The organism is Pseudomonas sp. MWU318, from assembly GCF_016756945.1.
GTDB lineage: Bacteria > Pseudomonadota > Gammaproteobacteria > Pseudomonadales > Pseudomonadaceae > Aquipseudomonas > Aquipseudomonas putida_A.
The window spans coordinates 167963-194048 of record NZ_JAESJL010000007.1; the positions used below are offsets into that span (position 1 = coordinate 167963).

Annotated in this window: 21 protein-coding genes; 12 read left to right on the forward strand and 9 right to left on the reverse strand. The window is 59.9% G+C overall.

Going from position 1 to position 26086, the window contains the following annotated elements; genetic code table 11:
- Window positions 1-4 precede the first annotated feature (4 nt).
- The 3 genes from JN524_RS17885 to kdgD all read right to left on the reverse strand — a co-directional run bounded on the left by JN524_RS17885 (window position 5) and on the right by kdgD (window position 3934).
- A complete protein-coding gene (locus JN524_RS17885) occupies window positions 5-1426 on the reverse strand; it encodes an MFS transporter (protein WP_337248663.1) in 1422 nt (473 codons plus the stop codon).
- Between the two features lie 90 nt (window positions 1427-1516).
- Complete coding sequence (locus tag JN524_RS17890; protein ID WP_202370185.1) at window positions 1517-2962, reverse strand: aldehyde dehydrogenase family protein; 1446 nt, start codon at window positions 2960-2962, stop codon at window positions 1517-1519.
- A 60-nt stretch (window positions 2963-3022) separates the two neighbouring features.
- Window positions 3023-3934: a 5-dehydro-4-deoxyglucarate dehydratase gene (kdgD, locus tag JN524_RS17895; protein WP_202370186.1), complete on the reverse strand. Its 912-nt coding sequence runs from the start codon at window positions 3932-3934 to the stop codon at window positions 3023-3025.
- Window positions 3935-4171: 237 nt separating this feature from the next.
- Between kdgD and JN524_RS17900 the strand changes: the two genes are divergently transcribed.
- A complete protein-coding gene (locus tag JN524_RS17900) occupies window positions 4172-5485 on the forward strand; it encodes a phospholipase (RefSeq protein ID WP_202370187.1) in 1314 nt (437 codons plus the stop codon).
- A gap of 2 nt (window positions 5486-5487) precedes the next feature.
- On the forward strand, window positions 5488-5676 hold the full coding sequence (locus tag JN524_RS17905; RefSeq protein WP_202370188.1) for a hypothetical protein: 189 nt from the start codon (window positions 5488-5490) through the stop codon (window positions 5674-5676).
- 138 nt (window positions 5677-5814) lie between these two features.
- On the opposite strand, the gene JN524_RS17910 is transcribed toward JN524_RS17905, so the two are convergent.
- From JN524_RS17910 to JN524_RS17925, 4 genes are all read right to left on the reverse strand, one after another.
- On the reverse strand, window positions 5815-6564 hold the full coding sequence (locus JN524_RS17910; protein ID WP_178085273.1) for a FadR/GntR family transcriptional regulator: 750 nt from the start codon (window positions 6562-6564) through the stop codon (window positions 5815-5817).
- Between the two features lie 178 nt (window positions 6565-6742).
- Window positions 6743-8470 (reverse strand): ABC transporter ATP-binding protein/permease, encoded by a 1728-nt coding sequence (locus JN524_RS17915; protein WP_202370189.1) that lies wholly within the window; start codon window positions 8468-8470, stop codon window positions 6743-6745.
- A gap of 96 nt (window positions 8471-8566) precedes the next feature.
- Window positions 8567-9127 carry a response regulator transcription factor gene (locus JN524_RS17920; protein WP_003221630.1) on the reverse strand — a complete coding sequence of 187 codons (561 nt, stop codon included), beginning with the start codon at window positions 9125-9127 and terminating at the stop codon, window positions 8567-8569.
- Window positions 9120-10382 carry an ATP-binding protein gene (locus tag JN524_RS17925; protein ID WP_202370190.1) on the reverse strand — a complete coding sequence of 421 codons (1263 nt, stop codon included), beginning with the start codon at window positions 10380-10382 and terminating at the stop codon, window positions 9120-9122. The genes JN524_RS17920 and JN524_RS17925 overlap by 8 nt, the downstream gene beginning before the upstream one ends.
- Window positions 10383-10695: 313 nt before the next feature.
- Here JN524_RS17925 and JN524_RS17930 point away from each other — a divergent pair, with 313 nt between their 5' ends.
- On the forward strand, window positions 10696-11415 hold the full coding sequence (locus tag JN524_RS17930) for an SIMPL domain-containing protein (RefSeq protein ID WP_202370191.1): 720 nt from the start codon (window positions 10696-10698) through the stop codon (window positions 11413-11415).
- A 170-nt stretch (window positions 11416-11585) separates the two neighbouring features.
- Here the strand turns inward: JN524_RS17930 and JN524_RS17935 are convergent, their stop codons facing one another.
- Complete coding sequence (locus JN524_RS17935) at window positions 11586-11948, reverse strand: DUF6124 family protein (RefSeq protein ID WP_202370192.1); 363 nt, start codon at window positions 11946-11948, stop codon at window positions 11586-11588.
- A gap of 986 nt (window positions 11949-12934) precedes the next feature.
- Here JN524_RS17935 and JN524_RS17940 point away from each other — a divergent pair.
- The 9 genes from JN524_RS17940 (at window position 12935) to JN524_RS17980 (ending at window position 25569) form a co-directional block, all read left to right on the forward strand.
- On the forward strand, window positions 12935-14536 hold the full coding sequence (locus JN524_RS17940; protein ID WP_202370193.1) for an ABC transporter substrate-binding protein: 1602 nt from the start codon (window positions 12935-12937) through the stop codon (window positions 14534-14536).
- A 260-nt stretch (window positions 14537-14796) separates the two neighbouring features.
- On the forward strand, window positions 14797-16422 hold the full coding sequence (locus JN524_RS17945) for an ABC transporter substrate-binding protein (protein ID WP_027610816.1): 1626 nt from the start codon (window positions 14797-14799) through the stop codon (window positions 16420-16422).
- Window positions 16423-16726: 304 nt separating this feature from the next.
- Entirely contained in the window at window positions 16727-18325 is a 1599-nt protein-coding gene (locus tag JN524_RS17950) for an ABC transporter substrate-binding protein (protein ID WP_202370194.1), read from the forward strand.
- 177 nt (window positions 18326-18502) lie between these two features.
- Window positions 18503-19915, forward strand: a complete 1413-nt coding sequence (locus JN524_RS17955) for an OprD family porin (RefSeq protein WP_202370195.1) — start codon at window positions 18503-18505, stop codon at window positions 19913-19915.
- A gap of 78 nt (window positions 19916-19993) precedes the next feature.
- The gene (locus JN524_RS17960; RefSeq protein ID WP_202370196.1) at window positions 19994-21589 is read left to right on the forward strand and encodes an ABC transporter substrate-binding protein; all 1596 of its coding nucleotides are present in this window, start codon (window positions 19994-19996) and stop codon (window positions 21587-21589) included.
- 73 nt (window positions 21590-21662) lie between these two features.
- Window positions 21663-22673 carry an ABC transporter permease subunit gene (locus JN524_RS17965; protein ID WP_007953665.1) on the forward strand — a complete coding sequence of 337 codons (1011 nt, stop codon included), beginning with the start codon at window positions 21663-21665 and terminating at the stop codon, window positions 22671-22673.
- 10 nt (window positions 22674-22683) lie between these two features.
- A complete protein-coding gene (locus JN524_RS17970) occupies window positions 22684-23610 on the forward strand; it encodes an ABC transporter permease subunit (RefSeq protein WP_007966702.1) in 927 nt (308 codons plus the stop codon).
- A 10-nt stretch (window positions 23611-23620) separates the two neighbouring features.
- On the forward strand, window positions 23621-24589 hold the full coding sequence (locus JN524_RS17975; protein ID WP_007966704.1) for an ABC transporter ATP-binding protein: 969 nt from the start codon (window positions 23621-23623) through the stop codon (window positions 24587-24589).
- Window positions 24589-25569 carry a peptide ABC transporter ATP-binding protein gene (locus JN524_RS17980; protein ID WP_202370197.1) on the forward strand — a complete coding sequence of 327 codons (981 nt, stop codon included), beginning with the start codon at window positions 24589-24591 and terminating at the stop codon, window positions 25567-25569. The genes JN524_RS17975 and JN524_RS17980 overlap by 1 nt, the downstream gene beginning before the upstream one ends.
- Window positions 25570-25779: 210 nt before the next feature.
- Here the strand turns inward: JN524_RS17980 and JN524_RS17985 are convergent, their stop codons facing one another.
- A complete protein-coding gene (locus JN524_RS17985) occupies window positions 25780-26034 on the reverse strand; it encodes a hypothetical protein (RefSeq protein WP_047291237.1) in 255 nt (84 codons plus the stop codon).
- Window positions 26035-26086: the final 52 nt, after the last annotated feature.

Below are 26086 nucleotides of genomic sequence, written 5' to 3' on the forward strand. Positions count from 1 at the left end.
CTCCTCAGGAATGCGCTTGAGACAATTTGCCGGTGATTTCAGAACCACCGTTGGTTGGCGGCTCTTTGAGCACCACCCGTTTGATCGGGCCGACGATCACCAGGTAGCTGAACACCGCGACCAGTGCGTTGGCACCGACGAATACCAGCGCCCACTTGAACGAACCGGTGGAGCTGATGATGTAGCCAATCACGATCGGCGTGGTAATCGAAGCGATGTTGCCGAAGGTGTTGAACAGGCCACCGCTCAGACCGGCAATCTGTTTCGGCGAGGTGTCGGACACTACCGCCCAACCCAGCGCGCCCACGCCTTTGCCAAAGAATGCCAGGGCCATGAAGCCGACCACCATCCATTCAACATCGACATAGTTGCAAGCGACAATGCTGCTCGACACCAGCAGACCGGCGATGATCGGTGCCTTGCGGGCGAAGGTCAGCGAATGGCCCTTGCGCAACAGGTAATCGGAAATCACCCCGCCAAGCACGCCCCCGATGAAGCCGCAGATCGCTGGTAACGAGGCAATGAAACCGGCCTTGAGAATGGTCATGCCGCGCTCCTGCACCAGGTACACCGGGAACCAGGTCAGGAAGAAATAGGTGATGCCGTTGATGCAGTACTGGCCCAGATATACACCGAGCATCATGCGGTTGGTCAGCAACTGGCGGATGTAATCCCACTTCGGCCCGTCGGCTTTTTTGCCTTGCTTGACGTCCATGTCGACCATGCCGCCGTTGTCGGCGATGAACTGCACTTCGGCTTCGTTGGCCAGCGGATGTTGACGCGGGCTGTGGATAACCTTGAGCCAGATCCCCGAGAACACGATGCCGAACACGCCCATGACGATGAATACGTGTTCCCAGCCGAAGGTGTAGACGATCCAGCCCATCAGCGGTGCGAACAGCACGGTGGCGAAGTATTGCGCCGAGTTGAAGATCGCCGAGGCAGTACCGCGCTCCGCAGTCGGGAACCAGGCCGCGACAATGCGCGCGTTGCCGGGGAACGATGGCGCCTCGGCCAGCCCCACCAGAAAGCGCAGCATGAACAGCGCAACGATCGCCGTGGACATGCCGAACTCACCGACGAAGCCTTGCAGTACGGTGAACAGCGACCAGGTGAAAATGCTCAGGGCGTAGACTTTTTTCGAGCCGAAGCGATCGAGCAACCAGCCACCGGGAATCTGCCCGGCGACGTAGGCCCAACCGAAAGCGGAGAAGATATAACCGAGGGTGACCGCGTCGATGCCGAGGTCTTTTTGCAGGCTTGAACCGGCGATCGCGATGGTCGCGCGGTCGGCGTAGTTGATCGTGGTCACCAGAAACAGCATGAGCAGGATCAAATAGCGGACGTGAGTCGGCTTGGACGATTGCATGTAGATGTACTCCCACTGATTATTTTTATGCGCGGGTGAATCTGTTGTGCTGCGTATTCCCTGTAGGAGCTGCCGAAGGCTGCGATCTTTTGATCTTCAAAAGCAAAGATCGCAGCCTTCGGCAGCTCCTACAGGGGTATTGCTGTATCAGGAGCCGATGTAGCTGGTTTTCACCACGGTGTAGAACTCTTGTGCATAGCGGCCTTGCTCACGTGAGCCATAGGATGAACCCTTACGGCCACCGAACGGAACGTGGTAATCGACACCGGCGGTCGGCAGGTTGACCATCACCATCCCGGCCTGCGAATGGCGCTTGAAGTGGTTGGCGTACTTCAGCGACGTGGTGGCAATACCGGCCGACAGACCGAACTCGGTGTCGTTGGCCATCGCCAGCGCCGCCTCGTAATCGGCCACGCGAACGACGTTGGCCACCGGGCCGAAAATCTCTTCACGACTGATGCGCATCGACGCTTCGCTGTCGGCAAACAGCGTTGGCGCGAGGAAGTAGCCTTCGGTGTCGCAGGTCACCAGACCACCGCCGCTGACCAGACGCGCACCCTCGCTCTGGCCGATGTCGATGTACTTCATGTCCTGTTCAAGCTGCGCCTGGGAAACCACCGGACCAATATCGGTGCCGGATTTCAACGCGTGGCCAACCTTGATCGACTGCATGCGCTCGGCCATGGCTTCGACGAATTTGTCGTGAATCCCGGCGGTGACGATCAGGCGGCTCGACGCCGTGCAACGCTGGCCGGTGGAATAGAACGCGCTCTGCACCGACAGCTCGACCGCTTGTTTGAGGTCGGCGTCGTCGAGAATGATCTGCGGGTTCTTGCCGCCCATTTCCAGCTGCACCTTGGCTTGGCGCGATACGCAACTAACAGCGATCTGCCGACCCACGCCGACCGAACCGGTGAAGCTGATGCCATCGACTTTCGGGCTGTTGACCAGCGCTTCGCCGACCACTCGACCGCTGCCCATTACCAGGTTGAACACGCCGGCCGGGAAGCCTGCACGGGAGATGATTTCCGCCAGCGCCCAGGCACAACCCGGTACCAGATCCGCCGGTTTCAGCACCACGCAGTTGCCGTAGGCCAACGCCGGAGCAATCTTCCATGCCGGGATCGCAATCGGGAAGTTCCACGGAGTGATCAGACCGACCACGCCGAGGGCTTCGCGGGTCACTTCGACGTTGACGCCCGGGCGCACCGACGGCACGTAGTCGCCGGACAGCCGCAGGCATTCACCGGCGAAAAATTTGAAAATATTGCCGGCGCGGGTCACTTCGCCGATGGCTTCGGGCAGGGTCTTGCCCTCTTCCCGGGCCAGCAGGGTGCCGAGTTCTTCGCGACGTGCGAGGATTTCCGTGCCGACTTTATCCAGCGCATCGTGACGGGCCTGAATGCCCGAAGTCGACCACGCCGGAAACGCGGCGCGGGCCGCATCGATGGCGGCGTTAACCTGAGTCAGGTCAGCCTTGGCGTAATCGCCGATGGTATCGCTCAACTCGGACGGGTTGATGTTCGCCGAGTAGTCGGCACCGGCGACCCATTCACCGTTGATGTAGTTGTCGTAACGCTTGGAATCAGCCACAGAAAATTCTCCTCTCTACGCAAAAGCCGCTGATTGCTCAGCGGCCTTGTGGGTCGGTGTTTATTGCGCGCCTTGCTTGTCGATCAGCGCAGCGAGCATTTCGTACTCTTCGCGGGTCAGGTCGGTCAGCGGTGCGCGCACCGGGCCTGCGTCATAGCCGGCAATTTTTGCCCCGGCCTTGACGATGCTCACGGCATAACCGGCCTTGCGGTTGCGGATGTCGAGGTACGGCAGGAAGAAGTCGTCGATGATCTTGCCGACGGTGGCGTGATCTTCTCGGGCAATCGCGTGGTAGAAGTCCATCGCGGTTTTCGGGATGAAGTTGAACACCGCCGACGAGTAGACCGGCACGCCCAGCGCCTTGTAGGCAGCGGCGTAGACTTCGGCGGTCGGCAGGCCGCCGAGGTAGCTGAAGCGATCACCGAGGCGGCGACGGATCGACACCATCAACTCGATATCGCCCAGACCATCCTTGTAGCCGATCAGGTTCGGGCAGCGCTCGGCCAGACGTTCCAGCAGTGGCGCGTTCAGGCGACAGACGTTGCGGTTGTAGACCACCACGCCGATATTTACCGATTTGCACACCGCTTCAACGTGGGCGGCGACGCCGTCCTGGCTGGCTTCAGTCAGGTAATGCGGCAGCAGCAACAGGCCCTTGGCGCCCAGACGCTCGGCTTCCTGTGCGTATTCGATGGCTTGACGGGTCGAACCGCCGACACCGGCCAGAATCGGCACGCTGGTGGCGCAGGTATCGACTGCAGTCTTGATGATTTCCGAGTATTCGCTGGCTGCCAGGGAGAAGAACTCACCGGTGCCGCCGGCGGCGAACAGTGCCGACGCGCCGTACGGGGCCAGCCATTCCAGACGTTTGATGTAGCCAGCGCGGTTGAAATCGCCCTGGGCATTGAAATCGGTGACCGGGAACGACAGCAGACCGGCGGAGAGGATGGACTTCAGTTCTTGTGGATTCATTTTTCGAACACCCTGGGTAGCAACATTTTTTTGTGAGTTTTATAGTTCAGCCAGCGCTGAAGTTGTAGGTCATCGTACAACTTAAAAGATAACCGTCAACTGCATTTCATCGTCGCCTCACACTTTTTGTCGGACAAGATTCGTTCTTGACGTAGGAAAAATCTGGGCTAGGCTCGTCTTGACTGTATATCCATACAGCTAAAAATAAATCACCGACGACATATCAAGGAGCCAGAAATGTCCGGACTGCACCCGAAACCACAGGAAAGGCCTCAACCGGTCGTCGCCCGTTTCGATGATCTTTTCACCGTAAATGGCATCCACTTCAACGCTGACAATCCGCACCTGCTGCTGCATATTGCCGACGCCCAAAGCGATGTCGAACCGGCCACCGCCCTCCCCGGCAACGCCTTGAGCATTCGACCGCCACTGCGCTTCGAAGGCGCTGAACACACGGCCATCGGCGACAACACCTTGCTGCGCTTAAGCGAAAACGCCGAACCGGTTCGCGCACAAAACCTGTCCTTGCACCTGCCCAACGGCCTTGCGCTGACCTACGGCCAGGTGGTGGCGCTGGCTGGAGATTTCTACGGCGTGGTCGACCGACCGATCAACGAAGGCGCGACCCCGGCCGATCGCCTGAACCGTTTCAATGCCGCCTTCGACTCTCTCGCCGTGCTGCCGGCCTCCCGCGCTGAGGCCACACAGATTCTCGCGGTCATGCAAAAAGAGATCGACGCGGTTAAACAGGCGATCAAGGACGGCAAATCACCGCACGAAGCCTACGACGCGCTCGGAGATACGTTGTCCGAAGAGTGGAACAAGATCACCGGTGGCGGCAGTTTTGTCTCCGCGCTGTTCCCGCTTGGGCGTTATCTGAAACTGGCGGCAAACAACGCCGACCACTTCGGCGAATGGGCCAGACTCGCCTACATCGCCGGCCACACCGCCGCCCTGCAAACCGCCGTCGCGGCCCGCGCCACTCACGATCAACAACAATTGGAACGGGCCTACGCGATGAACGCGTTTGCCGACCACTTCCTCACTGACCTGTTCTCTGCCGGCCACCTGCGGGTACCGCGTAAAGAGATGGCGGCGGTGGTCACGCCGAGCGATCTCGGCTCGCTGGTGACCCGTTTCATGCACGACGAGGACAGCAAATTCGGCCTCAAAGTGCGCAACGCCCATGGCGATCAATGGCGCGCCTACGGCGACAAACGCTACTTCGACGCCAGCGATGCGGACAACCGCACCCAGGTCAATCTGGCGGTGCAGGCCTCGGCGGATGAAGTCTTCGCCGCTTACCTCAGCGGCAACGTGCTCGCCCCTTCGACGTTTGCCGCGCTGCAACGCCTGCCGGATCTGGCGGCGGTGCTGAATCTTGCCAGCAACTTCTCGCCGCTGTTCCGCGTCGAGGGCGGCAAGGTGCTGCGGCGAAAGGACGTAAACAACCTCAACGACACCGCCACCGTCGACGACTGGTGGGGCTGGAGCACGTACCTGCTGCTCAAGGACTACCACCCGACGGGCAACGTCAATCAAGGAGAATGAGCATGACGATCAGATTGAAACTGGAATTGGCGTCGGGGCAGTCGCTGCAAGGTGCGCCTTTAGAGTTGCTGGCGGACGGCAAACCGATTGCGCGGGGGGTTGTGGATCAATCAGGTGAGGTGGCATTTGCTGCCAAGCCGGGGAAAGCGCAATTGGCGGTGCGGGTGGATCGCTCGATATTGCCGCGCTGAACTCTCAGGCCCCATCGCGAGCAGGCTCACTCCTACACAAAGATGTGATGAACACTGAGTGTGTGAACGACATCAATCATTGTAGGAGTGAGCCTGCTCGCGATAGCGCTATATCAGCCCTGGCTCAGGCCTGCTGATTCACCCGCGCTGCGCCTGCGCCTCTTCATGCGCCTGACGCAACCGCTCACGGCTGTTGGTCAGGTGCAGGCGCATGGCCGCGCGCGCCGCATCGGAATCCTGGCGGGCAATTGCGTCATAAATCTCTTCGTGCTCACGGCTCAGGCGGTTCATGTAGTGCTGCTGATCATCGTGGGCCAGGCGCGCCGAATTCAGCCGCGTACGCGGAATGATGCTGGTGCCCAGGTGGGTCATGATGTCGGTGAAATAGCGGTTGCCGGTGGACAGCGCGATTTCCAGATGGAAAGCGAAGTCCGAGGCCACCGCATCGCTGGCGTGGGCCACGCTGTCGTTCAGCGCATCGAGGGCGGCGCGCATGGTTGCCAGTTGTTCGGGGCTGCGGCGTTGCGCGGCGAGGCCGGCGGACTCCACTTCCAGGCTGATGCGCAATTCGAGAATCGCCAGCACGTCACGCAAAGTGACGACGGTCGCCGGGTCGATGCGAAAACCGCTGGGGCTCGGCGTGTCGAGCACGAAGGTGCCGATGCCGTGGCGGGTTTCCACCTGGCCGGCGGCTTGCAAGCGGGAAATAGCCTCGCGCACCACGGTGCGGCTGACGCCATGCTCCTGCATGATCGCCGACTCGGTGGGCAATTTGTCGCCGCGCTTGAGCAGACCGTCGCGGATCTGTTCGGTCAGCACCGTCACCAGCTCCTGGGCCAGGCTGCGGCGCTTGCGCGGGAGGCGTGGGGTGTCGATCGGGTTTTCCATGGTTAACGTCTGGTCTCGAAAATTCGGCTTGGTGAGCATCATAGCTCAGGCGGGTTGTACGATCACTCGTCACAGACTTCCCCTGTAGGAGCTGCCGCAGGCTGCGATCTTTTGATGTTGTTTTTCAAGATCAAAAGATCGCAGCCTGCGGCAGCTCCTACAGGGGGATTTCTGTGGGTCAGGCGGTCACGGCCTGTTCCACCAGATGCCCGCTGTCGATCCGCACGTGCCGTGGATGGAAACGCTTGAGGCTGCTGCGATGGCCGACGCTGACGATACTCAGGCCCGGCAACTGATCGATCAGCGCCTGATACAACGTTGCCTCATCCTCTTCATCCATCGCCGACGTCGCTTCGTCCATGTACAGCCATTGCGGTGCATACAGCATGGCACGAGCGAAGGCCAGGCGTTGCTGCTCACCCGGCGACAGCATGCGCTGCCAGTGATTGGCTTCATCCAGACGCGCGACCAGATGCGGCAACCGGCAGATTTCCAGCACCTCGGCATAACGCTCAGGCGCGTAGGTCTCACTCGGTTGTGGATAACTCAAGGCCTCGCGCAGGGTGCCGATCGGCAGATATGGCTTCTGCGGCAGGAACAGATAACGCGCCGCCGGCAGGCGAATATTACCGTGGCCCGCTGGCCACAAATGTCCCATCGCTCGCAGCAACGTGGACTTGCCGCTGCCGGAACGACCGCTGAGCATCACCCGCTCGCCCGGCTCTACCGTCATGTCGGCATTGGTCAGCAGGTGACGACCATCGGCCAGATCCAGGCCAAGGTTGTGCACTTGCAATTCACTGCCCTGATTCTGCACGTCGATGGCCGGAACGCGCTGCTCGTTATCGGTCATGGCCTGACGGAAGCTCAGCAGACGATCACAGGTAGCACGCCAGGACGCGAGGCTCTGATACGCACTGATAAACCAGCTGAAACTCTCCTGGACGTTGCCGAATGCCGAGCTGATCTGCATCAGCTCACCGAGCTCGATCTTGCCGGCGAGGTAACGCGGCGACGCCACGATAAACGGGAAAATGATCGCAGCCTGGCTGTAACCGGCGGTGAAGAATGTCAGACGCTTGGACACTTTCATGATGTCCCAGAAGTTGTGCCAGACATTGCCGAAGCGGCCGCTCAAGCGGCGATTTTCGTTCGGCTCGCCGTTATACAGCGCGATGCTCTCGGCATTCTCGCGAATCCGCACCATGGAAAAACGCAGGTCGGCTTCGAAGCGTTGTTGTTGGTTGTTCAGGCCGATCAGGCGACGACCGATCAAATGCGTCAGCCAGCTGCCCACCACGGCGTAGACCAGCACGCACCAGAACATGTAGCCGGGAATGGTGATGCCGTAGAACTCGATGCTGCCCGACACGCCCCACAAAATGATCGAGAACGACACCAGGCTGACGATATTGCGCAGCAGCCCGATCCCCAGCTCAAGGGTATTGGAGGTGAAGTTGTTGAGGTCTTCGGAAATCCGCTGGTCCGGGTTATCGGTATAACCGCCCTGCTCCAGCTGGTAGTAATTCTTGTCGGCGAGCCAACGGGAGAAATGCTTTTCGGTGAGCCAGGCCCGCCAGCGAATCGTCAGCATCTGGGTCAGATACAGCCGGTAAACGGCACCGATAATCGCCACGGCCGCAATGCCGCAAAAATACAGAATCAAGCGCCAGAACGCCGCTTCATCCTTCTTTTGCAGGGCGTTGTAAAAATCCTTGTACCAGGTGTTGAACCACACCGAGATGCCCACGCTGAGCAGCGAGAGTGCGATTACCGCAATCAGCAGCGTCCAGGCCTTGCCCTTCTCTTCACTGCGCCAGTAAGGCGTGATGATCGCCCACACCTTGCGAAAAAACTGCCCGCGCACAGCATCGTTGACCGCGGAATATTCAGCGTTCTGATTCATGGAAAAGGCTCGATAAAGAAAAGAACAGACACGCACCGATCATAGTTGATCGGTGCGCGTTATCGCGAGAGCTGGCGATGGCCGTTCAGCGCAGGTTCAGCGACGAACCGGGCGCTTCTGCAGTTTGCGCTGCAGGGTGCGGCGGTGCATGCCCAGGGCGCGGGCAGTGGCGGAGATGTTGCCTTCGTGCTCGGTCAGCACGCGCTGGATGTGCTCCCACTGCAAGCGGTCAACCGACATCGGGTTTTCCGGCACCAGGCTGTCGAGGTCGGCGTGCTCGGAGAGCAGCGCGGCCAGTACGTCGTCGGCGTCGGCCGGTTTGCACAGGTAGTTGCAGGCGCCGCGCTTGATCGCTTCGACCGCGGTGGCAATGCTCGAATAACCGGTGAGGATCACCACGCGCATTTCCGGATCCAGCTCCAGCAGCTTGGGCAGCAGCACCAGGCCGGAGTCGCCGTCCATTTTCAGGTCCAGCGCGGCATAGTCCGGCAGGTCAGCCTGGGCGATGGTCAGGCCTTCTTCGGCGGAACCTGCGGTGCTGACGCGAAAGCCACGGCGGGCCATGGCACGGGCCATCACTCGGGTGAAGGTCGCGTCGTCGTCAACCAGCAGCAAATGCGGCAGTTCTTCGCCTTCGACTTGGATTTCGTCACTCATGTTGGTCTCCTCGGGCGCCGTGGGGCAGGCGCAGCTCGGTGAGCGTGCCGCCTTCCTCATGACTATAGAGTTTCACTGAGCCGCCGGCGCGTGTCACGCTGGCCTTGCTCAAAAACAGGCCCAGGCCGAAACCTTTGCCCTTGGTGGTAAAAAACGGTTTGCCGATCTGCTCGGCAATGGCCAGCGGCACACCGGCGCCGTGGTCACGAATACTGATGGTCACGGTTTCCGCGTCCCAGTCCAGCGTCACCTGGAGATTTTCCGGGCAGGCGTCGGCGGCGTTGTTCAGCAGGTTGAGCAGCGCCTGAGTCAGATCCGGCGGCGGTGCCATGCGCGGGACTGCGCCCTGGCCGAGACGCTGGAAGCGATAACTGGCTTCCGGACGCATCAGGTGCCAGCGGTTCAGCGCTTCGTCGAGCCATTGGGTGACGTCCTGCATCTCCACGGCCATACGACGGTTGGCTTCGGCGGCGCGCACCAGTTGCTGCAGGGTTTCTTTGCACAGTTTGACCTGATCCTGCAGCACCTTCAGATCATCCTGCAACATCGCGTCGGGGTGGTCCTGCTGCATCTCCTTGAGCAACACGCTCATGGTCGCCAGCGGTGTGCCGAGTTCATGCGCGGCGCCGGCCGCCTGGGTGGCGACGGCCAGCAATTGCTGATCGCGCAGGCCTTCTTCGCGACGAATCGCGCGCAATTCTTCCTGACGACGCAGCTCTTCCGCCATGCGCGCAGCGAAAAACGTGATCACCGCAGCGGCCAGCGCGAAGCTCAGCCACATGCCGTAGATCTGCAGGTTCTCGCGGGCCACCGGCAGAGTTTCCAACGGATAGAAACGCGTGAGCATCACGGTGTACAGCGCCAGCGCGATACCCGACAGAATCACCGAATAACGCCACGGCAGCGTCACCGCCGCGATGGTCAGCGGCACCAGATAATAGGAAACGAACGGGTTGGTCGAACCGCCGGAGAAATACAGCAACGCACTGTGGATCACCAGATCGCAGGCCAGCTGCAGGGCGTATTCGAGTTCAGTCACCGGCCATGAAGTACGCAGGCGCACGGCAGTGAACACACACAGCAGAATCGAGCAGCCAAGGGTCATCGCCAGTTGCACCCACGGCAACGGCAGCAGTTGCAGCCAGTAGGCCAGGCCGACGGAACCGGCCTGCGCGGCGAGCACCAGGGTGCGAATGAAGGTCAGCCGCCAGAGGTTCTGGCGAGTGGCGGAAGTCAGTTGTACGGGGGCGAGCATGAGCTCTCCTGATGAGCGCTCCAGGCGGATCGCACGGAGTATAACCAAGCCGCGGCTTTGAGAGGCGAAAGTGCGGCAAATGACCACATGGCGAAAACATTTTCGGCGGCTATAAGGGCGCCTTCGCGAGCAGGCTCGCTCCCACAGAGGAATGCATTTCAAAAGTGGGAGCGAGCCTGCTCGCGAATGGCCGCGCAGCGGCCCGCTGCATCTGTATAGAAGTTGTAACTGGGCGAACCGGATCGCAGAAGCTAGAGTCTGATGGTTTCACGCAGGGACGAACCAACACCTGCGCATTATTCAAGGAGCCTTCATGCACAACTTTCGCCGCAGCGCCGCCCTTATCGCCCTGACCGTCGGCAGCATCGCCAGCCTTCCGGCGCTGGCCGCCGATGAGCTGCACTACAACCAGATCTCCCTGCGCGCCGAAGTCAGCCAGGAAGTGGCCCGCGACCTGATGATCGTGACGCTCTATACCGAAGCGCAAAACACCGACCCGGCCAAACTCGCCGCCGACGTCAGCACCACCATGAACAAGGCACTGGCCCAGGCCAAGCAAGTCAAGGACATCACCCTGCGCCAGGGCAGCCGCAACAGCTACCCGATCTACGACACCAAGGGCCAGAAAATCACCGGCTGGCGTGAACGCGCCGAACTGCGCCTGGAAAGCGCCGACTTCGCCGCCCTGTCCAAACTCACCGGCGAACTGCTGACCGACCTGAAAATGGGCGGCATGGACTTCGCCATCGCCGAGCCGACCCGCAAGGCCAGCGAAGACAAACTGCTCAAGGAAGCCGTCAGCGCCTTCAAGGCCCGCGCGCAACTGGCCACCGATGCCTTGGGCGGCAAGGGCTACAAAATCGTCAACCTGAACCTCAACAGCAACGGCTACCCACAACCGTACATGCGCGCCCCGATGATGATGAAAGCTGCCGGCATGGCGGATTCGGCACCGGTCACGCCGGAAGTAGAAGCCGGCACCAGCCAGGTCAGCCTGACCGCCGATGGCTCGATTGAAGTGCTGATGCAGTGAGTTGATGTGGGCTGAATGCGAAACCGGCGATCAGTGAATGATCGCCGGTTTTTTTGTGCCTGGATTTTGTGGTGAATGTTCCGCCGCCATCGCGAGCAGGCTCACTCCTACAATTTGGAATGCGTTCCCCTGTAGGAGTGAGCCTGCTCGCGATGAACGATAACGCGGTCTCAGGTCTGCGGATCCACCCGATCCAGCGCCCGGTTCACCGCAGGCTCAGCCAGCATGATGATCTGCTGAATCGCCAGCGCCGTATTGCGCTGCGGGCGACTGAGCTGATCGGCGAAATCGCTGGCCATGGTGTTGGCCGAGGCCAGGGACTCACAGGCATGCGCCAGCAGACTTTCCGTATCGATGCCCGGATGGACGAGGAACATCGAACTGGGTGGACGCGGTTTTGTGGCTTCGGGGCTGAGGTAGAAATCGAGGGCACGTTTGATCGCTTCGCGGTTTTTTGCGAGGTCTTCGGCGTGGAGGGCTTCGGTGAGTGGGGTTGTGGGTTCGAGCGGTGGATCTGGGACTGGCTTAGTCATTGGATAACCCTATTTTGCAAATGAATGCCAGCACTTGCCGTTTCTCACGCGGCGAAGTGGGTGGCAGCTATGTGCGAGGTGAGAAACCGGAAAAATAGGAAACCGGCCAGACCGAAGTCTGCCCGCACACAGCCGCCATGAAGCATTTGCAGGCAACAGATAAGCCGCCGGCAATTATGCGGACACATGGACTGAATCACTAATTTTTCCAGGCTCTCACACCCGATCGCTGAGTTTTCAGCGACAGCTCAAGGCTAGAGAGCTGGCGTCCGAGGGACAACCTGAAAACCTTGTGGGAAGGTTCTGGTTATCCCACACACCCTTAAACACAACCCCACTCACTGTAGGAGCTGCCGAAGGCTCGGGCCGCGTTCGGACGATCTTTTGACTTTGACTCTCACAATTAAAAGCAAGATCAAAAGATCGCAGCCTTCGGCAGCTCCTACAGGGGGATCGGGTTTATTCAGTTAGAGACCGGTCGGCTGTCAGGCCGCCATCGCTGGCAAGCCAGCTCCCACAGAAGAGCCAGAGCCGAACGCATGCTTTTCACCACTCAATGGCCGAGTGTCAGCTCGCCGAAAGCTTTTGATCTTGATCCACGGGCGACGTCGGAAGGCTGAGTGGAGGGATTGATCCGGGGGTGGGAGCGCAGCGACCGTTTGGCGCAGCCAAACACAGCGAGAGGAGGTGCAGCGAAGCAAACCGTAGGCGCTGCCCCCGGATCGATCCCGGAGCGAAGGGACCCCGAGCCCCAGCGAGCGGGCCGAACGCAGGAGCAAGCGTTTTTGGTTACTTTTTAGGCGTTTGTAAAAAGTGACCCGCCGTAAGGGCGGAACCATAAGCCGCAGCACCCGAAGAAACGGATATGCCCAAACAGCGCTGGATATACCGAGATAGACGCATCCCCTCAAAAAACGATATTTCCGAACACCCCCGAATCCCCGCTAACCTCAAGGAACAACCACCTCCAGACCCACGGGCCAGACATGCAAAGATCCACCCTCAAACCACTCCTGATCACTTTGGCCCTGACCGCCATAACCCCAATCGCCAACGCAGCAACAACCCTGGTCTACTGCTCCGAAGCCAGCCCCGCCGGCTTCGACCCCAGTCAATACACCAGCGGCACCGACTTCGACGCCTCCGCCGAAACCGTCTTCAACCGCCTCACCCAATTCCAGCGCGGCGGCACCGACATCGAACCCGGCCTGGCGACAAAATGGGACGTCTCCAGCGACGGCCTGCAATACACCTTCCACCTACGGCAAGGCGTGAAATTCCACACAACGGAATACTTCACCCCAACCCGCGATTTCAACGCCGACGACGTACTGTTCACCTTCCAGCGCCTGCTCGACCCGGACAACGCCTTCCGCAAGGCCTACCCCGCCGAGTCCCCGTACTTCACCGACATGGGCCTGAACACCACGATCAAATCGGTCGAAAAGCTCGACGACAACACCGTGCGCTTCAACCTCAACAACGTCGACGCCGCGTTCGTGCAAAACCTCGCCATGAGCTTCGCCTCGGTGCAATCGGCCGAATACGCTGCCCAGCTATTAAAGGAAGGCAAAGCCGCCGACCTCAACCAGAAACCGGTGGGCACCGGCCCGTTCGTGTTCAAGCGCTACCAGAAAGACTCACAAATCCGCTACGCCGCGAACAAGGCCTACTGGAAACCCGAAGACGTAAAAATCGACAACCTGATCTTCTCGATCACCCCCGACGCCGCCGTACGCCTGCAAAAACTCAAGACCGGCGAATGCCAGGTCAGCGGCTATCCACGCCCGGCCGACATCGAAGTGATGGAACAAGACCCGAATCTGCGCGTATTGAAGCAGGCCGGTTTCAACCTCGGCTTCCTCGCCTACAACACCACTCACCCGCCATTGGACCAGCTCAAGGTACGTCAGGCGCTGGACATGGCCATCGACAAACCGGCGATCATCAAAGCCGTCTACCAGAGTGCCGGCCAGTTGGCGCAAAACGCCCTCCCTCCCGCGCAATGGTCATATGACCCGAACATCAAGGACGCGCCCTACGACCCGGTAAAAGCCAAGGCGCTACTCAAGGAAGCCGGGGTTGCACCGGGTACCACCATCAACTTGTGGGCGATGACCGTGCAGCGCGCCTCCAACCCGAACGCGCGGATGTCGGCGCAGATGATCCAGCAGGATTGGGACAAGATCGGGATCAAGGCCAACATCGTCAGCTACGAATGGGGCGAGTACATCAAGCGCGCGAAAAATGGCGAACACGACGCGATGATCTATGGTTGGACAGGTGACAACGGCGACCCGGACAACTGGCTCGGCGTGCTCTACAGCTGCGCGGCGGTCAAGGGCAGCAACTACGCCAAGTGGTGCGACCCGGCGTACGACAAACTGGTGCAGCAGGCCAAGGTGACTACTGACAAGGCGCAACGGGTAAAACTGTATCAACAGGCGCAACTGATCCTTAAACAGCAGGTGCCGATCACCCCGATCGCCAACTCCACCGTGTTCCAGCCGCTGCGCAAGGAAGTCACCGGCTTCAAGATCAGTCCGTTTGGCCTTACGCCCTTCTACGGCGTGGGTATAAATAAGTAACACCAAGCCCCAAGGCGGCGCGCACAACGTGACCGACGCACCGTTTTGGGGCCCGTTTTGCACCGTAAAAAACGGCCGCAAACGGTCAAATGCGTCAACTCTTATACAAATGCGACATTAAGGTACGTTCGTGCCACGCTTTGAGGCCGGCAGTCGCTCTGGATCTTGCATTGGGTATGGCCCCTGCATAAGTATCCGCAGGCACGACTCACGAGGTCGTACCTCAATATTAAAAAATGACAACAAATCATGAGGCCAACATGCTTAAACACGCGGTCATTCCGTTTTTAGTCGGCGCAGGCTTGTTAGCCTCCGCACCTTTCGCATCCGCTGCGACTAACCTGGTGTTCTGCTCCGAAGGGAGCCCGGCCGGTTTTGATCCAGGCCAGTACACCACCGGAACCGACTTCGACGCCTCAGCCGAAACCATGTTCAACCGTCTGAGCCAGTTCGAGCGTGGCGGCACCGCCGTTATCCCGGGCCTGGCCACCAGCTGGGACATTTCCCCGGACGGCCTGACGTACACCTTCCACCTGCGTGAAGGCGTCAAGTTCCACACCACCCCGTATTTCAAGCCGACTCGTGAGTTCAACGCCGACGACGTGCTGTTCACCTTTAATCGCATGATTAACAAGGATGACCCGTTCCGTAAGGCGTACCCGACCGAATTCCCGTACTTCACCGATATGGGGATGGACACCAACATCACCAAGATCGATAAAGTCGACGACCACACCGTCAAGTTCACCCTGAAAGAAGTCGACGCCGCGTTTATCCAGAACATGGCCATGAGCTTCGCCTCGATCCAGTCCGCCGAATACGCAGCCCAACTGCTCAAGGAAGGCAAGGCTGCCGACATCAACCAGAAGCCGATCGGCACTGGCCCGTTCGTGTTCAAGAGCTACCAGAAAGACTCGAACATCCGCTACACCGGCAACAAGGATTACTGGAAGCCTGAGGACGTGAAGATCGACAACCTGATCTTCGCCATCACCACCGACCCGTCGGTGCGTATCCAGAAGCTGAAAAAGAACGAGTGCCAGGTCACCCTGTTCCCGCGTCCGGCGGATCTCGCGGCGCTCAAGGCCGACAAGACCCTGAAGATGCCTGACCAGGCCGGTTTCAACCTGGGCTACATCGCCTACAACGTGATGGACAAGGTCAAGGGCAGCAACGAGGCTAACCCGCTGGCTGACCTGCGCGTACGTCAGGCGCTGGACATGGCGGTGAACAAGCCGCAGATCATCGATTCGGTTTACCAGGGCGCCGGCCAGCTGGCCGTCAACGCCATGCCACCGACACAGTGGTCCTACGACACCACCATCAAGGACGCCAAGTACGATCCTGAGAAGGCCAAGCAGCTGCTCAAGGAAGCGGGCGTCAAGGAAGGTACCGAGATCGTTCTGTGGGCGATGCCGGTGCAGCGTCCGTACAACCCGAACGCCAAGCTGATGGCTGAAATGCTCCAGTCCGACTGGAAGAAGATCGGCCTGAACGTGAAGATCACCAGCTACGAGTGGGGCGAGTACATCAAGCGTTCCAAAGGTGGCGAGAACCAGGCCATGATCATTGGCTGGAGCGGTGACAATGGTGACCCGGACAACTGGCTGAACGTGCTGTTCGGCTGCGACTCGCTCAGCGGCAACAACTTCTCCAAGTGGTGCGACAAGAAGTTCGACGGTCTCGTCAAGGAAGCCAAGCGCACGACCGACCAGGCCAAGCGCACCGAACTGTACAAACAGGCGCAACACGTCCTCAAAGATGCAGTCCCAATGACACCTATCGCTCACTCGACGGTGTATCAACCCATGCGCGCCAACGTGCAGGACTTCAAAATCAGCCCATTCGGCTTGAACTCCTTCTACGGCGTCAGCGTCAGCAATTAAAAACAGACAGCGGCGACGTTTCAGGCGGCGCCGCTGTTTTTTTTCTGCCGACTAGCCAGGAATTTGCCTACGGCCATTTCCACCCTGCTCTAACAGGGAGGTACATGACGTGTTGCCTTTTCCTACGAGTCTTTAGGACTCAGCGCATTTACTGCCAGACCCACGGACCATACCGTCGGGTTCTGACCAGTTTCTGCGTGGGCCATCGGCTTGCTGTACGTACTGGATTGAGCTCAATGCGACCTCAACGTCCCTGGACGGGATCGCGGTGCATTGGACAACACTACAAAAAAGAGGGAGCGTCATGCGCCATACCTTGATTTTTTCCGCATTGCTGGGCGCCGGCCTGTTGGCCGCCACGTCCGCCAGTTACGCCGCCAGCGACAGCCTGGTGTTCTGCTCCGAAGGCAGCCCGGCGGGTTTCGATACCGCGCAGTACACAACCGCGACCGATAACGACGCCGCCGAACCGCTGTACAACCGTCTGGTCGAGTTCGAAAAAGGCGCAACCAACGTCGTACCGGGACTGGCAACCAAGTGGGATATTTCCGAGGATGGTCTCAAGTACACCTTTCACCTGCGTGAAGGTGTGAAATTTCATACAACGCCGTACTTCAAACCGACGCGCGATTTCAATGCCGACGACGTGCTGTTCACGTTTAACCGCATGCTCGATCCGCAACAGCCATTCCGTAAGGCTTATCCGACCGAGTTCCCGTATTTCAACGGGATGAGCCTGAACAAGAACATCGCCAAGGTTGAAAAGACCGGGCCGCTGACCGTGGAGTTCACACTCAACAGCGTCGATGCCGCGTTCATCCAGAACATCGCCATGAGCTTCGCTGCCATCCTGTCCGCCGAATACGCCGACAAGCTGCTGGCCGAAGGCAAGCCGAGCGACATCAACCAGAAGCCGGTCGGTACCGGGCCGTTCGTATTCAAGAGCTATCAGAAAGACTCGAACATCCGTTACACCGGCAACCCGCATTACTGGGATCCGAGCCGGGTCAAGCTGAAGAACCTGATCTTCGCGATCAACACCGACGCTTCGGTGCGCGTGCAGAAGCTCAAGGCCGGCGAATGCCAGATCACCCTGCATCCGCGCCCTGCCGACGTCGAAGCGCTGAAGGCCGATTCGAAACTGCAGCTGATTTCCAAGCCCGGCTTCAACCTCGGCTACATCGCCTACAACGTGCGCCACAAGCCCTTCGATCAGCTCGAAGTGCGTCAGGCGCTGGACATGGCGGTGAATAAACAAGGGATTCTCAACGCCGTTTATCAAGGCGCCGGGCAACTGGCCGTCAACGCCATGCCACCGACCCAGTGGTCTTACGACGACACCATCAAAGACGCCGCCTATAACCCGGAAAAAGCCCGCGAGCTGCTCAAGGCTGCCGGCGTGAAAGAGGGTACCGAGATCACCCTGTGGGCGATGCCGGTACAGCGTCCATACAACCCGAACGCCAAATTGATGGCCGAAATGCTCCAGGCTGACTGGGCCAAGATCGGTCTGAAAGTGAAGATCGTCAGCTACGAATGGGGCGAGTACATCAAGCGCACCAAGAATGGCGAGCACGACATCAGCCTGATCGGCTGGACCGGCGACAACGGTGACCCGGACAACTGGCTGGGCACCCTGTACAGCTGCGACGCGATTGGCGGCAACAACTATTCCATGTGGTGCGACCCGGCTTACGACAAGCTGATCAAAGAGGCCAAGGTCGTCACCGACCGCGACCAGCGCACCACGCTCTACAAACAGGCGCAGCAGTTGCTCAAGCAGCAAGTGCCGATCACGCCTGTGGCCCACTCGACGGTCAACCAGCCGTTAAGCGCCAGGGTTGAAGGCTTCAAGGTCAGCCCCTTCGGTCGCAATGTGTTCTCGGGCGTCAGTATCGATTAACCCAACCGATTAGCCGCAACGCTGAGGGGGACCGTCTACCCCCCTCACGCAAGCGCTTTGCCGAAATTCGCCGATCCGGCCTTTTGCAAACGTTTGCGATGTGTGAAATGAGTTCTAAACCAATAACCGGCCAACCTAAAAAAGCCGGCATAAAAAGAAAGTAAAGGAGCTTCACCCATGAAACTGAGCAGCACCGCGATCCTGGCCCTGGCCATAAGCAGCGTCACCGCCACCGCGTATGCGGAAGAGCAGAGCCAGGCGTTCACCCCGGTGACCGTCAACGAGAAGAGCGCCCAGGCTGACGCCAAAGGTTTCCTCGAAGGTTCGACAATCAGCGGCACGACCCGCAACTGGTACGCCAACGAGCAACTCAAGCGCGGCGGCAAGTTCACCTACCGCAAAGATGGCGTCGCCACCCCGACCGATCGTCGTATCAACTGGGTACAGGGCACCATTGTCAACTTCAGCTCCGGCTTCACTGAGGGCACCGTCGGTGTCAGCACTGAAATTGCCGCTTACAACGCTGTAGCACTGGAGCGTAATCGCAAGGATCTGGCCTCCAACAACGGTGGTGCACCGGGTTCTCGTCCAGGCGCGGGCAACAACCGTACGCTGACCAAAGAAGGCGGCGACGCTGAAGGCCAGTGGAGCAAACTGGGTCTGGCCAACGTCAAGTTCCGCGTATCGAACACCACGCTGACCGCCGGTCGTCAGAACTTCAGCACTCCAATCGTCGATAACATCGGCAACCGTGCGCTGCCTTCAAGCTTTGAAGGTGTAAGCCTGCACAGCGAAGAACTGAACAACCTGTCGTTCGACGCCGGCAGCTTCGACCGCGTATCGCCGCGTACCGAAGAGAGCCTGTCCAAGTTCCGCTCCGAGTACACCAACAACAACGCTGAAACCGATCGCGTCAGCATCGTCGGCCTGAACTATCAGCCGCTGAAAAGCCTGAAGACCAGCCTGTACGCCTCCAAGGTGGAAGACTTCTGGAACCAGTACTACTTCGGCGCCACCCACGAACTGGGTGACAGCAATGTCGTGAGCCTGACTACCGGCCTGAACTACTACAAAACCGTCGATACCGGCAAAAAAGAGATGGGTGAAATCGACAACGACACTTACTCGCTGTCGTTCGGCCTGACTCACCAGGCCCACAGCCTGACCTTCTCGTACCAGGCCATCAACGGTGACGAGTACTTCGACTACCTGCACGAAACCAACGGCATCTACCTGGCCAACTCCCTGCTGTCGGACTTCAACGGCCCGAACGAGAAATCCTTCCAGGTTGCCTACGGTCTGAACATGGCCGAATACGGCGTGCCAGGTCTGAAGTTCAACATCTACCAGGCTCGCGGCTGGGGCATCGACGGCACTCATTACACTGGCACTGCGTATGACGTACGCAACATGGACGGCGAGCACCACTACGAATACGGCATTGGTGCAACCTACGCCGTACAGAGCGGCCCACTCAAGGCGACCACCATCCGTGGCACCTACACCGCTCACCGCGCCAGCGAAAACCAGTCCGATGGCAGCATCAACGAGTTCCGTCTCGTGACCACGATTCCATTCAACATCCTGTAAAAACCGCCAACCGACGGCTGACTCATGACGAGTCGGCCGTTCGGTTTTTTGTCTTCAACCGATTGCAGAGGGTTATCGATGAAAATGCTTCCCCTACGTGCGGCCGTCGCGGCCGCGTTGTTGAGCGCCGCCATCGGCGTCTCGGCCAAACCCTTGGTGGTCTGCACCGAAGCCAGCCCGGAAGGCTTCGATATGGTCCAGTACACAACTGCAGTCACTGCCGATGCGGTGGCCGAAACGATCTTCAACCGCCTGGCCGACTTCAAACCCGGCACCACCGAAGTGATTCCGGCACTGGCCGAGTCCTGGGACATCAGTGAAGACGGCCTGACCTATACGTTCCACCTGCGCAAAGGCGTCAAGTTTCACACCACCGAATACTTCAAGCCGACCCGCGAAATGAACGCCGACGACGTGGTCTGGAGCTTCCAGCGTCAGCTGGACCCGAATCACCCATGGCACAAACTGTCGAGCGTCGGCTTCCCGTACTTTGAAAGCATGGGCTTCAAGGAACTGCTCAAAAGCGTAGAGAAAGTCGACGACAACACGGTCAAGTTCACCCTGACCCGCCGCGAAGCGCCGTTCCTGGCCGACATCGCCATGGCGTTCTCCTCGATCTACCCGGCCGAATACGCCGACCAGTTGCTCAAGTCTGGCAAAACTGCCGACCTGAACAGCAAGCCGATCGGTACCGGACCGTTCATCTTCCAGCGCTACGCCAAGGATGCGCAGGTGCGCTTCAAGGCCAACCCGGACTACTTCCGTGGCAAGGCACCGGCCGACGCGCTGATCCTGGCGATCGCCACCGACAACAACGTGCGCCTGCAGAAGCTCAAGGCCAACGAGTGCCAGATCGCGCTGTATCCGAAACCGGACGACATCCCGAGTATCAAGAAAGACAGCAACCTGAAAGTCGACGAGATGGACGCGATGACCGTCTCGTACATCGCCATGAACACCCAGCACAAGTACATCAGCGACGTGCGCGTGCGCAAAGCGATCGACATCGCCTTCGACAAGGAAGCCTACGTCAACGCGCTGTTCGGCAAAGGCAACGCCAGCGTGGCGGTCAACCCGTACCCGCCGACGCTGCTGGGCTATAACCACGACCTGAAGAACCCGCCACGCGATCTGGACAAGGCGCGTGCCCTGCTCAAGGAAGCCGGGGTACCGGAAGGCACCGTGTTTACTCTGTTTACCCGTAACGGTGGCGGCCCGACCAACCCGAACCCGATGCTCGGCGCGCAGATGATGCAGGCTGACCTGGCGAAAGTCGGGATCAAGATCGACATCCGCGTCATGGAATGGGGCGAAATGCTCAAACGCGCCAAGGCCGGCGAGCACGACATGGTCTCGGCCGGATGGGCGGGCGACAACGGCGACCCGGATAACTTCCTGACGCCTATGCTCAGTTGCGAAGCGGCCAAGAACGGCGAAAACTACGCGCGCTGGTGCAACGAGAAATTCCAGGCACTGCTCGACGAAGCACGGGCTAAAGTAGATCCGGCCGAACGCGCGAAGCTCTACGAACAGGCCCAGGTGTTGTTTAATCAGGACCAACCGTGGATCAGCATGGCCCACACCCGGATGTTTACCGCAATGCGCAACAACGTAGAGGGTTATCACATCAGCCCTCTCACAACCAATAACTTCGCCACCACCCAGGTGAAGTAGATAAGAAACTCCCGGCCTCCCTGACCCCAGGGTCGCCGGGCACGCCTAACCGGCTGATGAGGTACCACACAAGATGTTTAGTTTTATTGCCCGCCGACTGGGGTTGTTGATCCCCACGTTTTTCGGCATCACCTTGCTGACTTTCGCGTTGATTCGCATGATTCCGGGCGACCCCGTGGAAGTGATGATGGGCGAACGTCGGGTCGACCCCGAAATGCACGCTCAGGCAATGGAACGCCTAGGTCTGAACAAACCGCTGTATGCCCAGTACCTGGACTACATCGGCAAACTGGCCCACGGCGATCTCGGCGAATCCCTGCGTACCCGTGAAAGCGTATGGACCGAGTTCACCTCCCTCTTCCCGGCGACCCTGGAACTGTCCATGGCCGCCCTGCTGTTCGCCGGCATCCTCGGTCTTCTGGCCGGGGTGATCGCGGCACTCAAGCGAGGATCCCTGTTCGACCACGGGGTGATGGGCATCTCCCTGGCGGGGTATTCGATGCCGATCTTCTGGTGGGGCCTGATCCTGATCATGTTCTTCTCGGTGAGCCTGGGCTGGACCCCGGTGTCCGGGCGGATCGACCTGCTCTACGACATCGAGCCGCGCACCGGTTTCATGCTGATCGACACGCTGCTGGCCGATGACATGGGCGCGTTCCTCGATGCGCTGCATCACCTGATCCTGCCGGCCATCGTGCTCGGCACCATTCCGCTGGCGGTGATCGCGCGGATGACCCGTTCGTCGATGCTCGAAGTGCTGCGTGAAGACTACATCCGCACCGCCAAGGCCAAAGGCCTGTCGCCGTCGCGCGTGGTGTTCGTGCACGGTCTGCGCAACGCACTGATTCCGGTGCTGACCGTGGTCGGCCTGCAAGTCGGCACCCTGCTGGCCGGTGCAGTCCTGACCGAAACCATCTTCTCCTGGCCCGGCATCGGTAAATGGCTGATCGAAGCCATCGGCGCCCGGGACTACCCGGTTGTGCAAAACGGCATCCTGTTAATCGCCTGCCTGGTGATTCTGGTCAACTTCGTAGTGGACATCCTCTACGGCTTTGCCAACCCACGCATCCGTCATCAGCGCTGAGGTCCATACCATGAGCACTCCAACATCCTCAGTAGCCACTTCCGCCCCAAACGCGGATCAAAGCCTGCTGTACCCGTCACCGTACAAAGAATTCTGGCAAGCCTTCTCCAAGAACAAGGGCGCGGTTGCCGGCCTGCTGTTCATGCTGCTGGTGATTTTCTGCGCGATCTTCGCGCCGTGGGTCGCCCCGCATAACCCGAGCGAGCAATACCGGGACTTCCTGCTGACGCCACCGGCGTGGCTCGAAGGCGGGCAGATGCAGTTCCTGCTCGGCACCGATGAACTGGGTCGTGACCTGCTGTCGCGGCTGATCCAGGGTTCGCGCCTGTCGCTGCTGATCGGTCTGTCGTCGGTGGTGATGTCGCTGATCCCGGGGATCCTGCTGGGTCTGTTCGCCGGTTTCTTCCCGAAAATGATCGGCCCGACCATCATGCGTCTGATGGACATCATGCTGGCCCTGCCGTCCCTGCTGCTGGCTGTGGCGATTGTCGCCATCCTCGGCCCTGGCCTGATCAACACCGTGATCGCCATTGCTGTGGTATCGCTGCCGTCCTACGTGCGTCTGACCCGTGCTGCGGTGATGGGCGAACTGAACCGCGACTACGTGACCGCCGCACGCCTGGCCGGTGCCGGTCTGCCGCGCCTGATGTTCATCACCGTGCTGCCCAACTGCATGGCACCGCTGATCGTACAAGCGACACTGAGCTTTTCCTCGGCGATTCTCGATGCCGCCGCCCTGGGCTTCCTCGGCCTTGGCGTACAACCGCCAACCCCTGAGTGGGGCACCATGCTGGCCTCGGCCCGCGACTACATCGAACGCGCCTGGTGGGTCGTGAGTCTGCCTGGTTTGACCATTTTGCTCAGCGTGCTGGCAATCAACTTGATGGGCGACGGCCTGCGCGATGCGCTGGACCCGAAACTCAAGAACGCCGCCTGAGGAGATTCCCATGTCACTGCTAGAAATCAAGAATCTCAACGTTCGCTTCGGCGACAAGAACGCCGTTCCGGTGGTCGATGGCCTCGACCTGAAAGTCGACAAGGGCGAAGTCCTGGCGATCGTCGGCGAGTCCGGTTCGGGCAAGTCTGTGACCATGATGGCGCTGATGGGCCTGATCGAGCACCCGGGGATCGTCACTGCCGACGCCCTGAGCTTCGACGGCAAGAACATGCTCAAGCTGAGCAACCGTCAGCGCCGGCAGATCGTCGGCAAAGACCTGGCGATGGTGTTCCAGGACCCGATGACTGCGCTCAACCCGAGCTACACCGTCGGTTTCCAGATCGAAGAAGTGCTGCGCCTGCACCTGAAAATGTCCGGCAAGCAAGCGCGCAAACGCGCCATCGAACTGCTGGAAAAAGTTGAAATCCCGGGCGCCGCCAGCCGTATGGACGCCTACCCGCATCAACTGTCCGGCGGTATGAGCCAGCGTGTCGCGATCGCCATGGCGATTGCCGGCGAGCCGAAACTGCTGATCGCCGACGAGCCGACCACGGCACTGGACGTAACGATTCAGGCACAGATCATGGATCTGCTGCTGGCGTTGCAGAAAGAACAGAACATGGGCCTGGTGCTGATTACCCACGACCTCGCCGTCGTCGCCGAAACCGCCCAGCGCGTGTGCGTGATGTACGCCGGCCAGGCGGTGGAAGTCGGTCAGGTGCCGCAACTGTTCGACATCCCGGCGCACCCGTACAGCGAAGCGCTGCTCAAGGCGATTCCCGAGCACAGCCTGGGCGCCGCGCGCCTGTCGACCCTGCCAGGCATCGTCCCGGGCCGCTACGACCGTCCGCAGGGTTGCCTGCTGTCGCCGCGCTGCCCGTACGTGCAGGACACCTGCCGCGCGCAGCGTCCGGCCCTTGATCCGAAAAGCAACAGCCTCGCGCGCTGCTTCTTCCCGCTGAACCAGGAGGTGGCGTAATGGCCGTCGTACTTACCGCCCGCGACCTGACCCGTCACTACGAAGTCTCCCGTGGCCTGTTCAAGGGCCACGCAACCGTGCGCGCCCTCAACGGTGTGTCGTTCGAACTGGAAGCCGGCAAGACCCTCGCTGTTGTAGGCGAATCGGGTTGCGGCAAATCCACCCTCGCCCGTGCCCTGACCCTGATTGAGGAGCCGTCGTCCGGCTCGCTGAAAATCGCCGGGCAGGAAGTTGCCGGCGCCGACAAGGCCCAGCGCAAGCAACTGCGCAAAGACGTACAGATGGTGTTCCAGAGCCCGTACGCCTCGTTGAACCCTCGGCAGAAAATCGGTGATCAACTGGCCGAGCCGCTCCTGATCAACACCAACCTGAGTGCCGCGGAGCGTCGCGAGAAAGTCCAGGCGATGATGAAGCAGGTCGGCTTGCGTCCTGAGCACTACCAGCGTTATCCGCACATGTTCTCCGGCGGTCAGCGCCAGCGTATCGCCCTCGCCCGGGCGATGATGCTGCAACCGAAAGTGCTGGTGGCGGACGAACCGACCTCGGCGCTGGACGTGTCGATTCAGGCACAGGTGCTGAACCTGTTCATGGACCTGCAGCAGGAATTCAACACCGCCTACGTGTTCATCTCGCACAACCTGGCGGTGGTGCGTCACGTCGCCGATTCGGTGTTGGTGATGTACCTCGGCCGGCCAGTGGAAATGGGCCCGAAAGAGGATATCTACACCCGTCCCCTGCACCCGTACACCCAGGCCTTGTTGTCGGCAACGCCTACGATCCACCCGGATCCGGACAAGCCGAAAATCAAGATCGTCGGCGAATTGCCCAACCCGCTGAACCCGCCACCGGGCTGCGCGTTCCACAAACGTTGCCCGTACGCGACCGAGCGTTGCAGCACTGAAGAGCCGGCCCTGCGCCAGCTCGACAACCGGCAGGTGGCTTGCCACTACGCCGAGCAGTTCCTCGACGGCGCCGCGTAAGCAAAACCGGAGACCGGCACAAAACCTGTAGGAGCTGTCGAGTGAAACGAGGCTGCGATCTGTTGGTTTTCAGCATCAGGATCAAAAGATCGCAGCGTGCCGCAGCTCCTGCAGGGATCGTGTTTATCCGGAAATAATGTGTTAACCCAAACCCCTTCTCTCTCGATTGCGCATCAGTCGGGGAAGAAGGGGTTTTCTTTTACCGGCGCTTTACGACTGGCTGTCGCCTTCGTCATCGTCGGTGTCCGGCTCATCAGTGGTCGAGTCGTCATCATCCTTGCTGCCGCCCTGATCCTGATCGCCAGGTTCGGATTCGGACTTGGCCAGCATGACCACACCGGCTTGTCCGTGGGCGGCATTAAAACCCTGCGATGGCGTGGCGGAACTTGCCCACGCCGCCGTGGTGCCAAGCGTCAACATCACCAAAACCTTAAGCAACAGCACAATGCGTTGAAAAATGCTCATAGCCATTTCCATCCTTTCGTGGTTGAAGCCTGGGTGCCGATCCGGCGCTGAA

Bases quoted from the DNA above. Each gene is read 5' to 3' on its own strand.
- JN524_RS17985 (WP_047291237.1), bottom strand. From the start codon at position 26,034: ATGAGCATTTTTCAACGCATTGTGCTGTTGCTTAAGGTTTTGGTGATG.
- JN524_RS17965 (WP_007953665.1), top strand. From the start codon at position 21,663: ATGTTTAGTTTTATTGCCCGCCGACTGGGGTTGTTGATCCCCACGTTT.
- JN524_RS17950 (WP_202370194.1), top strand. From the start codon at position 16,727: ATGCGCCATACCTTGATTTTTTCCGCATTGCTGGGCGCCGGCCTGTTG.
- JN524_RS17945 (WP_027610816.1), top strand. From the start codon at position 14,797: ATGCTTAAACACGCGGTCATTCCGTTTTTAGTCGGCGCAGGCTTGTTA.
- JN524_RS17915 (WP_202370189.1), bottom strand. From the start codon at position 8,470: ATGAATCAGAACGCTGAATATTCCGCGGTCAACGATGCTGTGCGCGGG.
- JN524_RS17975 (WP_007966704.1), top strand. From the start codon at position 23,621: ATGTCACTGCTAGAAATCAAGAATCTCAACGTTCGCTTCGGCGACAAG.
- JN524_RS17900 (WP_202370187.1), top strand. From the start codon at position 4,172: ATGTCCGGACTGCACCCGAAACCACAGGAAAGGCCTCAACCGGTCGTC.
- JN524_RS17955 (WP_202370195.1), top strand. From the start codon at position 18,503: ATGAAACTGAGCAGCACCGCGATCCTGGCCCTGGCCATAAGCAGCGTC.
- kdgD (WP_202370186.1), bottom strand. From the start codon at position 3,934: ATGAATCCACAAGAACTGAAGTCCATCCTCTCCGCCGGTCTGCTGTCG.
- JN524_RS17970 (WP_007966702.1), top strand. From the start codon at position 22,684: ATGAGCACTCCAACATCCTCAGTAGCCACTTCCGCCCCAAACGCGGAT.
- JN524_RS17925 (WP_202370190.1), bottom strand. From the start codon at position 10,382: ATGCTCGCCCCCGTACAACTGACTTCCGCCACTCGCCAGAACCTCTGG.
- JN524_RS17910 (WP_178085273.1), bottom strand. From the start codon at position 6,564: ATGGAAAACCCGATCGACACCCCACGCCTCCCGCGCAAGCGCCGCAGC.
- JN524_RS17940 (WP_202370193.1), top strand. From the start codon at position 12,935: ATGCAAAGATCCACCCTCAAACCACTCCTGATCACTTTGGCCCTGACC.
- JN524_RS17980 (WP_202370197.1), top strand. From the start codon at position 24,589: ATGGCCGTCGTACTTACCGCCCGCGACCTGACCCGTCACTACGAAGTC.
- JN524_RS17935 (WP_202370192.1), bottom strand. From the start codon at position 11,948: ATGACTAAGCCAGTCCCAGATCCACCGCTCGAACCCACAACCCCACTC.
- JN524_RS17930 (WP_202370191.1), top strand. From the start codon at position 10,696: ATGCACAACTTTCGCCGCAGCGCCGCCCTTATCGCCCTGACCGTCGGC.
- JN524_RS17920 (WP_003221630.1), bottom strand. From the start codon at position 9,127: ATGAGTGACGAAATCCAAGTCGAAGGCGAAGAACTGCCGCATTTGCTG.
- JN524_RS17960 (WP_202370196.1), top strand. From the start codon at position 19,994: ATGAAAATGCTTCCCCTACGTGCGGCCGTCGCGGCCGCGTTGTTGAGC.
- JN524_RS17905 (WP_202370188.1), top strand. From the start codon at position 5,488: ATGACGATCAGATTGAAACTGGAATTGGCGTCGGGGCAGTCGCTGCAA.